General features: G+C 59.7%; 11 protein-coding genes. 5 read left to right on the top strand and 6 right to left on the bottom strand.

What is annotated here, in order from left to right:
• The first annotated feature begins 319 nt into the window (after positions 1-319).
• The 5 genes from CHB83_RS19315 to CHB83_RS19295 all read left to right on the top strand — a co-directional run bounded on the left by CHB83_RS19315 (position 320) and on the right by CHB83_RS19295 (position 4,616).
• A complete protein-coding gene (locus CHB83_RS19315) occupies positions 320-562 on the top strand; it encodes a hypothetical protein (protein WP_089333844.1) in 243 nt (80 codons plus the stop codon).
• A gap of 93 nt (positions 563-655) precedes the next feature.
• Positions 656-1,390, top strand: coding sequence for a hypothetical protein (locus tag CHB83_RS19310; RefSeq protein ID WP_089333843.1), 735 nt, complete (start codon positions 656-658; stop codon positions 1,388-1,390).
• 209 nt (positions 1,391-1,599) lie between these two features.
• Positions 1,600-2,361: a holo-ACP synthase gene (locus tag CHB83_RS19305; RefSeq protein ID WP_089333847.1), complete on the top strand. Its 762-nt coding sequence runs from the start codon at positions 1,600-1,602 to the stop codon at positions 2,359-2,361.
• Between the two features lie 35 nt (positions 2,362-2,396).
• Positions 2,397-2,699: a hypothetical protein gene (locus tag CHB83_RS19300; RefSeq protein ID WP_089333842.1), complete on the top strand. Its 303-nt coding sequence runs from the start codon at positions 2,397-2,399 to the stop codon at positions 2,697-2,699.
• Positions 2,700-2,831: 132 nt separating this feature from the next.
• Positions 2,832-4,616: a class I SAM-dependent methyltransferase gene (locus tag CHB83_RS19295; protein WP_089333841.1), complete on the top strand. Its 1,785-nt coding sequence runs from the start codon at positions 2,832-2,834 to the stop codon at positions 4,614-4,616.
• Positions 4,617-4,667: 51 nt separating this feature from the next.
• Here the strand turns inward: CHB83_RS19295 and CHB83_RS19290 are convergent, their stop codons facing one another.
• From CHB83_RS19290 to CHB83_RS19265, 6 genes are all read right to left on the bottom strand, one after another.
• Positions 4,668-5,237 (bottom strand): hypothetical protein, encoded by a 570-nt coding sequence (locus tag CHB83_RS19290; protein WP_089333840.1) that lies wholly within the window; start codon positions 5,235-5,237, stop codon positions 4,668-4,670.
• Between the two features lie 305 nt (positions 5,238-5,542).
• Positions 5,543-5,746: a hypothetical protein gene (locus CHB83_RS19285; protein ID WP_089333839.1), complete on the bottom strand. Its 204-nt coding sequence runs from the start codon at positions 5,744-5,746 to the stop codon at positions 5,543-5,545.
• Between the two features lie 106 nt (positions 5,747-5,852).
• Entirely contained in the window at positions 5,853-7,247 is a 1,395-nt protein-coding gene (gene omp85, locus CHB83_RS19280; protein WP_089333838.1) for an Omp85 family outer membrane protein, read from the bottom strand.
• A gap of 127 nt (positions 7,248-7,374) precedes the next feature.
• Positions 7,375-8,157, bottom strand: a complete 783-nt coding sequence (locus CHB83_RS19275) for a phosphatase PAP2 family protein (protein ID WP_143437208.1) — start codon at positions 8,155-8,157, stop codon at positions 7,375-7,377.
• 61 nt (positions 8,158-8,218) lie between these two features.
• A complete protein-coding gene (locus CHB83_RS19270; RefSeq protein ID WP_089333836.1) occupies positions 8,219-9,493 on the bottom strand; it encodes a sensor histidine kinase in 1,275 nt (424 codons plus the stop codon).
• Entirely contained in the window at positions 9,490-10,167 is a 678-nt protein-coding gene (locus tag CHB83_RS19265; RefSeq protein ID WP_089333835.1) for a response regulator transcription factor, read from the bottom strand. The genes CHB83_RS19270 and CHB83_RS19265 overlap by 4 nt, the downstream gene beginning before the upstream one ends.
• Positions 10,168-10,419: the final 252 nt, after the last annotated feature.

Below are 10,419 nucleotides of genomic sequence, written 5' to 3'. Positions count from 1 at the left end.
GAGTAGGTGGCTGAGCATAAAGACCTTGACGTTGCCTGAAAAGGCAAAGGTCTGCTCTTCTCATACTCCCTGCTATTTGATGCGTAAGCCCTGGGAGGGCCCCGTAGCGCTTACCCGATTGCGGAGAGCAATATCGCGGCCGTGGAAATCGCACGGTTAGGGTAAAATCCAACTGCGAATGACATTTCGCAACTAAATTTAATTGCGGTTATTGATGCAATTAAATTTAGTTGCTATGTTTGATCCGTGGCCTCCAAATGGCTGCCGCGTATGCCGAAAAGCGAACAGAGTAGGCACTCTATTTCCACATTCAAGTACCATGAAAAAGACGTTCAAAAACGTATTGGCTGCCGCCCGCTCCAAAGCCAAAAAAGTAGCCGTTGTTGGCGCGATGGCCTGCGGCGTCATGCTGGCAGCAGCTCCGGCCAATAAAGCCGAAGCGAAACTTTTCGGCTCGGGCATGCACTGTGACGACAACGGTGGCGGCACCTGGAGCTACTGGGTTTTCGGCATTCGCTTCGGCAGCGGTACCACCATCCCCAACTCTGCTTTCTGCGACTAACCAGCAGGCACTCGTTGCAGTCAGAAAACAATACCGGGCATCGCTGCCCGGTATTGTTTTTGTTTTAAGATCTTGCAGTCTCAAAAATATACTATGCTCGCATCTATTCTTTTTCTCTGCGGCTCGCTTGGCACAGCGCAGCCTGACACGCTAAGGCCCATCCCCGCACAGACGCTGGCTGAAGTCACCGTGCGGCCGAGCAAGACCGTTACCATAACCCCCTTCACCAGTGGAAAGGTAAAGGCACTGCGCACGTATAGCCTGGTAGCCGGGACAAACATTGCGGTTCACCTGCCGGCAACCACCAGCGGCACGCTGGCCACCATCCAGGTGCAGCTGAAGCCGACCGATGTGCGGGCTGGGCGACTACGGGTACAACTTTTGGCGGCCCCTCAAAGTCAGGTGGCAACCGTGCCTGAGAATGCGCCACTGCTGCCGGCCCCGATTATGGTATCCGCCCAGCAGATGAAAGAGGCCCCCAAAGGGTTGTTGTCGTTGGATGTGTCCAGCTACAACATTGCAATGCCCGCAAACGGCGTGTTTGTTGTCGTGGAAGGCCTAGGCTCGGAGGAAGCCCCCAACTATGTTGCCATCACCGTCCCCTCGAAAGGCTCCGGCTCGCCGCTGGTTGTTACGGGTGGCGCAGCGGGCTACGAAACGTCCCACCTGGACGAGTGGGCCGAGTTGGAGCTGGGAAGCTCGGAATCGGAGCCGCGCACCTGGATAAAAGGAACCAATGGCAAGGGCTGGATTCTGCGAAAGCCCAAGGAGGACCCGAAGAAAGTAATGAACAGCCGCCTGGCTGTGACCCTGGTAGAAGGTATGTAATACGCCTTTTGCAATGCAGCCCGACCTGGTTACCTGGTCGGGCTTTTTTGTGGGCAATCGGGAACAGAACCGCTGATAAAAAGCCGTTTTTACTGCGCCTAAATAGCAACAAAGGGAATGTGTGTGCGTATAAATAACAACAAACACATTTCTTGAAATCAATGCCTACGCGCCAGGAACCGGGTTTCATCAAGTGTGCTGAACCCCGGATGCTCAAAATTCACGGTACTCCCATCGGAGGCAGCAAGGCCGACGCTAGACAGGTGCTGACCGACCGCTGGGGCCTGGTCAGCTACGAGCGGCGCGACCAGCTCAGCCTCGTGCTGGAGGTCTGCAAAGGGTTCGTACTCGATAACGGGGCATTCAGCAAGTGGCGGCAGGGCCACACTGAGTTCCAGGACTACGACGGCTATACCGCCTGGGTGGAAAAGCTCCAGCAGCACCCACGGTTTCTCTGGGCCATCATCCCCGACCACATTGCCGGGACAGAGGCCCAGAACAATGCCTATCTGGCCCGCTGGCCTGAGCACCTGCGGGGAGTTCCGGTCTACCACATGCACCATTCCCTCGACCGGCTGTTGTGGCTGGCTCAGCACTACGAAACGGTGGCCCTGGGCGGCGGCATCGGGTACGAAGTGCTGAAAAGCCGGGCCTGGTGGCAACGCATCCGGGAAATGATGGAAGTAGTGACCGACGAGCACGGCCGGCCGCTCTGCCAGCTCCACGGCCTGCGGATGCTCGACCCCAAGGTGTTTACCGTGCTGCCGCTTACTTCCGGCGACTCGACCAACGTGGCCCGCAACAGTGGCCAGGCCGCCCGCTTCGCCGGCACTACGGCCAAAACGCGCGGGGACCGGGCCTGTCTGATTGCCGACCGCATTGAGGCCTACGATTCGGCGCGTAGCTGGCGCCGCGAGGGCCGGCAGGTCTCTTTGTTCGATTGCTTTCCCAACGTCGCGCAGGCGGCTTGATTCTGCTTCATTTCAACCATTTACCCCCTACCCTTATGCGCCATTCTCGCATTCCCCACGCCAGCTTCACCTACGAGATCAGCAGCGACAACATCGTGCAGATCATCGACGAGGATCAGGGCAAAACCGTCACCAATGATATCGACTACGTGCTGAGCGAAATCAGCCGCGAGGAAAACCGGCCCCTGACGGGTTGCCAGGTAATTTACCGGGATTCGGATGGTACTTGGGACGGCGTGGAGCTGACCGAGGCCGGCGACTTCCACCGCTTCTATTCCATTCATGAAACCGACCTGGAAAAAGCCCTGCAAAAGGTACGGGGCAGCGTCAATGCGTAATAGGGCAGTAGGAAGAAAAACACTTAAAGGGCCCTAAAAAGCCCTTTTTTTGTGGATTTTGAGCAACGCGATCATAGGGCTTTGCGTATAAATAACAACAAAGACAGAGGTTTTACCCCTATTTTTTTCCGCATGTTCAACGCCGAATTCTTCCCCTCGACAGACGCCGTAATCGAAACGATGCTGCAACCGTGGCTGGCCCAGCCGCGCGACACCAGCCGGGGAATGCGGGGGTATCACGAGTCGGCGCTAATGAACATGACCATCTGCGACCCCCAGGCCGGGAGCGGTAAAATTCTCGACTGGATTGAGGAGCACTTACGCCGCACCCACAATGGGCACTGGAGCAGCTACAGCAAAAACCTGTATGCCTGCGAAATTGACCAGGAGCTGAAAGCCATGCTCCAGGGCAAGAACTACAAGGTAATCGCTGATGATTTTCTGGGCTACGAGGGTGGCCACCAGTTTGATCTACTGGTGATGAACCCACCCTTCAGCTGCGCCGACAAGCATATTTTGCACGCCTTTAAGACTGTAGCGCCCGGGGGGCACGTGGTTACCATCCTGAACTCGGAAACGATCCGCAACCCCTTCACCGAGACGCGCCAGCTGCTGGCCAAGCTGATTGCCGACCATGGCAGCGTAGAGGAGCTGGGCCAGGTGTTTTTAGCCGAGGAGGCCGAGCGCAAAACCGACGTGCACGTTTCGCTGGTACGCCTGCAGCGGCCGGCCGAGCGTGACCCGCTGGATTTTGACTTTCACAGCGGCAAGCGTGGGCGCACCCACAGCGGCCCGGAGCTGACGGAGGACACCTTTGCCGACGCCGTAGCCCTGCAGGATGTTATCGGCAATATGATGGTAGGCTATGAGCAGGCCCAGGAGGCATTTGTAGACTACATGCGCGCCCGGCGTACGCTGCAGTTCTACGGCTCGCAGCTCGTGAGCTACCAGCAGGATATTCTGGACGTGGCCAACGAGGCCATCAAGAGCAGCCCGAATAAGCGGGCCGTTTACAACGAGTTCTGCGACAACCTGAATCAGAGCGCCTGGCATGTCGTTCTCGACAAGGTAAATATTCAGAAATACATGACAAACCAGGTTCGCAAGGACTTCGAGCGTTATGGTCGCGCCCAGGGCTACATGCAATTCTGCAAAGAGAATGTGGCCAGCCTGGTTGAAATGGTGTTCGAGAACCGGACAACCATCCTGGATAAAGCCGTCGTGGCGGTGTTCGACATTTTCACCTCCTACCACAAGGAAAACCGGGTTCACGTCGAGGGCTGGAAAAGCAACGATAAATTTAAGGCCAACCGTAAATTGGTGCTCCCCAACTGGGTACGCTGGGACGACTGGAGCACGGCCCGCGACCTGAAAACCTACGGCAGCCGCTTCAATATCAATAGTCACTGCGGGAGCCACTATAGCGATATTGATAAGGTAATGTGCTACCTGACCGGGGAGAACTATGATACCTGCTACACCATTGAGCGGGCACTAAAAACCCGTTTCGACCGGCTGGGCAAGGTGTACCCGGGCTCCTCCTTCGATAATGATTGCGAGAGCCAGTTTTTCAACCTGCGCTTTTTCAAGAAAGGCACCCTCCATATCGAATTTAAGGAGGAAATGCTTTGGCAGGAATTCAACCTACGCGCCTGCGCCGGTAAGCAGTGGTTACCCGAACCTGAAATGAAGGCCTACCAGCAGCGCCAGCGTAGCCCTTACGATCCCGCACCGGTGGCCCCCGAGCCACAGACCGTACCCGGGCCGGTGCTGCTGGCGCTGGAAGCGGCGGCCGTGGTAGCCGAGGAAGAAGCCCCGGCCGGGACGGTGCAGCGGGCGCCGGCCGAACAGTCGGCCACTGTCCGCCGACTCACGGGACCAGGCAAGCAGCTGAGCTGGCTCGATCAAGCCGCCTAAGCCTGGAAAGCGTAAGGCCCCGGCAGTACTGCCGGGGCCTTGGCCAAAAGATTACAAGTCGGCGGGGCCGGCCGCGTTGGCTGGTTGCTTCTCCGCCTCATTGACGGCCTGCTTGTCGCTTAGCACCAAATAACCGCGCTTTCCTTCTTTACCGGTTTCGGTATAGGAGCCGATTGCCTTCTCACCAATCCACCAATAGGCCCGGGCGGGTAAAATGGCTTGCTTGTCCTGAGTAGGCTCCCCATACAAGCCGATGGCCGCATTTAGTAGCTTATCCGTGTTGTCCCCGAGCGCCGTCAGGGATACTCGTACCAGCTTATCCTTATAAAAGCCGTAGGTAATGTCGCTGATCTGCGCATTCCCTACCTGCAGCTTTTCCTTATCGGGTTTTTTCTGGTAGTCTTTGATGGCCACGTAGTCGCGGCCGGGCATTTCCACCAGATCCGGAATGCTGGAGCGTTGCTGGCCGAATTGCAGTTCTCGGAACCCGTTTTTCTCATCAATGACAGGGGAAGCGGTGGTGGGCGCCGTGCCGGTTGTAGCCGTCGGCTGGCTTGTTTCTGAAGAGGGAGATCCGCAGGCACAAAGCGCCACCAGCGAGAACAGTAGGTATTTTTTCATAGCAGCATGAGGGTACCGGGAGGAATTAAAACGCGTGAGAATACGCAATAAAGCTGGATTAAGGTAGAGGGTTCATTTTGGGAAAGTTAGTAAAAACCCTCTTAATATAATAGCTAAGCCCTTTTTGCGTTGTCGTTTAAAAACAAAGTGCAAGGTACTGTTGATAAATAACAGCAATAAAAATTCCCAAATAAGTTCGGGTGGCGACCCATTAAAGCCCCTGCCCTACCGTCCCATTCAGCTTGTCGACGCTGTAAGCACCTGGGGATTTCTTTGCTCATGGATTAGCTGGAAGCCCTCGAAGCTTACAGGCAACCCAGCAGGTACGGCGGTCCCAGCAGGCCGCTAACGGGGCCCATCTGGAGTATGAGGGGTCGCACTAAAGTAGGAACGGAAAACAACGCTAAGAAAATTCGGCAAGCCGTTCTTCCCAGCTGTTCGGGGCTGGGGTCGTCGGCGTAGCAGCCGAAGCGGGCGGCCTGCTCGTCACTGAGGAATTCTACGGGCATGGGCCGGGAGGCAGCGAAGCAGCGAAGCAGTAGGCCAACCGTCGCATGGCGCCGCTATCAAACCGGAATAGCCTGCCGGAAAGCCCTGAGCCGCGCTGTTATGGTATTAGAAGTTTTGCCCGATGCCGAAATAGAACAGCCGGTCTTCCTTGGATACGCCGTAATCCGCGTAGAGCATGGTCGAGAGGTTCCAGGCAATGCGTGCCCCGGCTCCGTACGAAAACCGGACGTCGCGCAGGCCCAGGTCTTGCCACCGGTCGCGCACTGTGCCGGCATCCGCAAACGGGGCCACCCCCAGCCCGAAGTTCTGCTTGCCCAGCTTGACATCGGCCAGCCGGATGCGCAACTCGGCGTTGGCAAACGCCAGCGAGCGGGCCAGGAAGCGGTTGGCCCGGTAGCCGCGCAGCGACTGCCGCCCCCCCAGCGCGTTGATGCTGCCGTCGGGGCTCCACTGGTCCTGAAACTCAAAGAACGGCGCTTCTTTCCCGAAAATGTTGCCCACGCCGACCCGGCCGGCCAGCACCGTGCGCGGGCCCACGGGCAGCTTGCGGTAGGCCCGGCCCTGAAAAAACAGCTTGTTGAAGCGGAACTGCGAGCCGATGACGGGGCTGGAAAACTCGTTGGCTGCTTCAAAGTACACTCCGCGGGTCGGGTCGGGCTCGAAGTCCCGCGTGTCGTGAATCAGCGCCGTCTGCAGGATGGATACCCACCCCCCGTCCAGGCCAAAGATGCGCCCCTGCTGTGCATCGCGCTGTAGCAGCGACGTGCCGTTAGGCGCCGTGGTTTCTTCGCCGTTACGGGTCGCTTCGGCCTTGGTGCCCTGGAACGTGTCGTAGGAGAGGTGCTGAATCTCGTAGCCGCCCATCACGCGCCAGCGACCTTTGCCCAGGGCGTAGTCAGCTTTCAGGTTGAGCATAAACTCGGTTTCCCGGAACCGGTTGGACAGGGCATCGGTAACCTCCGCGGCTTCGCCGGCCTGCCCCGGCCGCAGGGTTTTGCGGGCCGCGTCGTACTGGGCGTAGGTGGCAAACGTCACGTCCGGGTTCGAGGGCAGGCGCAGGCGGCCGAGCGTGGCCTCGGACGAGCCGAAGTACAGGTTGGCTGGGTTTTGCTGGGCCTTGAAGTCGACGCGGTAGCGCCAGCGTGTGCCCTTGTAGTAGGGCACGTCCAGGGACAGGGTGAACTCGCGGGCGTTGGTGGTAAAGTACGCCGCGTTGGCGCGCAGGCGTGTGAGGTAGGGCGTGTAGGCAAACAGCGGATTGTCGCGGGTGCCGTTCCAGATGATGTTGGTTTTGACCCCCACGCCGAACCCCGTGACCGGGTCGGACGATAGGTCGGGTAGTCCGGTCACGAACAGGCCTTCCCGTTTTTTGGCCAGGTCGGCGTCCGACATGCGCTTGGAGCGGATAAAGGAGAGGCTGTCCACTTGCTGGGCAGAGGCCACGGCGGCGCACAGGCCCAGGGAGGCCGTGAGCCAGGTACGCAACAGGCTTGTTTTCATGTGTTTTTTGCTGGGCAATGGGAGGGACAGTTGGTGAGGAAACGCATGCGCTGGCTTGTTGGCGCAGGGTAGTCCGACAAAGCTCCCGCACGATTCTGAAGGCATTCTGTAGTTTCCTACGCTTGCCTTACCACGCCATGACGGCGGTGGCCCCGATGGCCCCCTGCTGGTAGCTGGGCACGACCAGCGCCCGGTTGCCCAGCACCTTGCGCAGTGGTTTTGTTACCAGCGGGTACAGCCAGTACGCGGCCTGCGTTGACAGAATGCCCACGCCGGCTCCGGCCAGCACATCGGAAAACCAATGCACGTCTTTGGCCATGCGAATACCTCCTGTGGCCGCTGCTACCGAGTAGCCGCCCACGCTGTACCAGACGCTACGCCCGCCGTATTCCTTGTGCAGAAACGTAGCCGAGGCGAAGGCCAGGCTGGTGTGCTGGCTGGGAAAGGAATGGAAGTCGGAACCGTCGGGGCGCTGCACCTGCGTGAGCTTCTTCAGGTTGCTGGTCACCGCATCGTTGAGGGTGAAGGCCAGCGCCGCCAGCAGCAGCTGGTCCACGGGTTTGTGACGGCCCGGCACCCCGGCCAGGCCCAGGCCGAGCGTTACGGCCCCTGGCAGGTAGCGGAGCTGGTTGTCGAGCGTCGTCGTGGGCCGGCCCATATGCTCGCGGATTTCCTCCCGCAGCTCCTCGTCTGATTCCAGCGCCTCCACCCGATGGGTGGTCAGGGCGCCGGCCGTGAGCAGCAGCGTAGGCACCAGCAGCGCCCGCGCCACCGGCCCCTGCCAGAGCGGCGGGCGGGTGGTGGAGTCACGCAGGGAAGGCGGTACCGAAACAGCAGGCGCCGTCTGGGCCCGGGACGGGAACAGGGGGAGCAGCCAGCACAGCCAGAGGAGCAACACGGAGCGGGGCATACAAAAAAGCAGCAGGTACGCCCCAAACGTAGAGCGCAATTCTGTGCACATTCTGTAGGGGTCAGGGGCGGGGAACCGCTGAAGCGAACCGGACACGCAGCGTATGCCGCGCCGAATCCGGGGCGTAGTCGTATGCCACGGTAAAGCCATAGAAGGTCGTGATGCTTTGCACGATGGACAACCCCAGGCCGGGCGACTCGGACGCGGCATTCTGCTTGCGAAACCGCTCGAAAAACTGCGCGGGCGCCTGCTGTGCCGCCAGGGCCGGGCCGGTGTTGGTGATGACCAGCTCAATGGCGCTTAGCTGCACCCGCAGCAGGCCGCCCGGCTGGTTGTGGCGGATGGCATTGTGCAGCAGGTTGCTGAGCAATGAATCGGCCAGGGCCGGATGCAGCGCAAGCACCGGCTCGGCGCTGATTTGCACGTCCAGCTGCAAATTCTTCTGCTGCATGAATTCCTCCAGCTGGCTCAGCTTTTCGCGCAGCAGCCCAGCTAGCGGTACCGGCTGGGCGGCGGCAAACTGCTGGTTCTCGATTTTACTGAGCAGCGTTAGCCCCTGGTGCAGGCGGGCCAGCCGCTGCACGGCCGCGTACAGGTCGCCCACCAAGGGGCCGGCCGGCGCGGGCAAATCCGGCAGCTGGAGCAGCTGTTCCAGCTTGGCCTGCATGATGGCCAGCGGGGTGCGGGTTTCGTGGGCGGCGTTTTCCGTGAACTCCTTGAGCAGCACGTAGTCGGCCGCGACCCGTTCGCTTAGGTGGGTGAGCGTGTGGTTGAGTTGGGCGAACTCCTCAATGTGGGTGGCCGGCAGCTGTAGCACCTGGTGCTGGCGCACGTCGTAGCCGCGCAGCTGGTGCAGGGTCTGCTCAAACGGGGCCCAGAGGCGGCGGGTCAGCCAACGGTTGAGCCCCACCACGCCCAGCAGCAGCGTGCCTAGTACCCCTACCAGCAGCAGCACAATCAGGCGCTGGACTTCGTGCGTTTCCAGCAGGGCCTTGCTCAGCGACACCCACTGGGTCCGGCCATTAAGCGGCAGCCGGAAGGTGAGCTGACGGTAGGGCTCCAACTCGTTTTCCAACGGTTCCAGCAACAAGGTATCGCGCAGGCCCTCCGGCTGCGGCTGCGGGCTGAGCTGCATGCGGCCCTCAAACGGGGTGCCGGGCAGGCGGCCGGTGCGCTGCACCTGCTCCCGCAGGTAGTCGCGCTGCTGAAACAGGCGCTCCTCCACTTCGCTTTGCAGCGTCCAGCGCACGCCGTAGTAGAGGAACACACTGCCGGCCGTGAAGAGCACGGTGGCCAGCAGCAGATAGTAGCGGTTGGTGGCAACAAGCAGCTTCATTCCGTGCTGAACTTATAGCCCACCCCATACACGGAGCGGATGTAGTCGCCGGCACCCTTGTCCTGCAGTTTGCGCCGGAGGTTTTTCAGGTGGGTGTAGAGGAAGTCGAAGGAGTCGGCCGCATCGGCCGCGTCGCCCCAGACGTGCTCGGCAATGGATTCCTTGGTCAGCACGCGGCCGGGATGGGAGAGCAGATATAGCAGCAAGTCGAACTCCTTGCGTGTAAGCGTTACGGGTTCCTCATTGACCAGCACCCGGGACTGGTCAGGAAATACGGTCAGTTCCTGAAACAGCAGCTGGCGCTGCCCCTGAAACTGCCGCCGCCGGATGATGGCCTTCAGCCGGGCGCTTAGTTCCGAGAGGTGAAATGGCTTGGCTAGGTAGTCATCGGCTCCCAGCTCCAAACCCAGCACCTTGTCGTCAATCGCCCCCCGGGCTGAAATGATCAGTACGCCGGCCGGGGAGCGGTCGGCCTGGAGCGTGCGTACCACGTCCAGCCCGTTGCCATCGGGCAGCGTCAAATCCAGCAGTACGCAGTCGTACTGGTAGAGCTTGATTTTCTCGTGCGCCTGCGCGTAGCTGTCTGCGGCCTCTACTACATAGCCGTCCTGGCGCAGGTATTCCACCAGGGAGGTGCGCAGGGCCGGCTCGTCTTCTACAATCAGCAGCTTCACGGGAAAGCAAATTTAGGAACGGCGGAAAGGTAGCCGGCAATTCTGAAGACTTTCTGACGGGGCAATGAGCGTTCTGTCTAGAAAGTTCGGAACTACGCTGCTTCCTGAGCTTTTCCGCCAGTTTTCTAGATAGGCCAGGCCCGGCCCACGCCCAGCAGCTGTCCGTTTTCTGAGACACCCCGCCCACTAAAATTGGAGCGCTCAGCCTTAACGTTGTTTTCCGTTCCTACTCTAGTGCGACCCCTATGAGAA

The sequence above is a fragment of the Hymenobacter mucosus genome (genome assembly GCF_900188255.1).
Taxonomy (GTDB): domain Bacteria; phylum Bacteroidota; class Bacteroidia; order Cytophagales; family Hymenobacteraceae; genus Hymenobacter; species Hymenobacter mucosus.
This window is presented reverse-complemented; position numbering and strand designations above follow the sequence as displayed.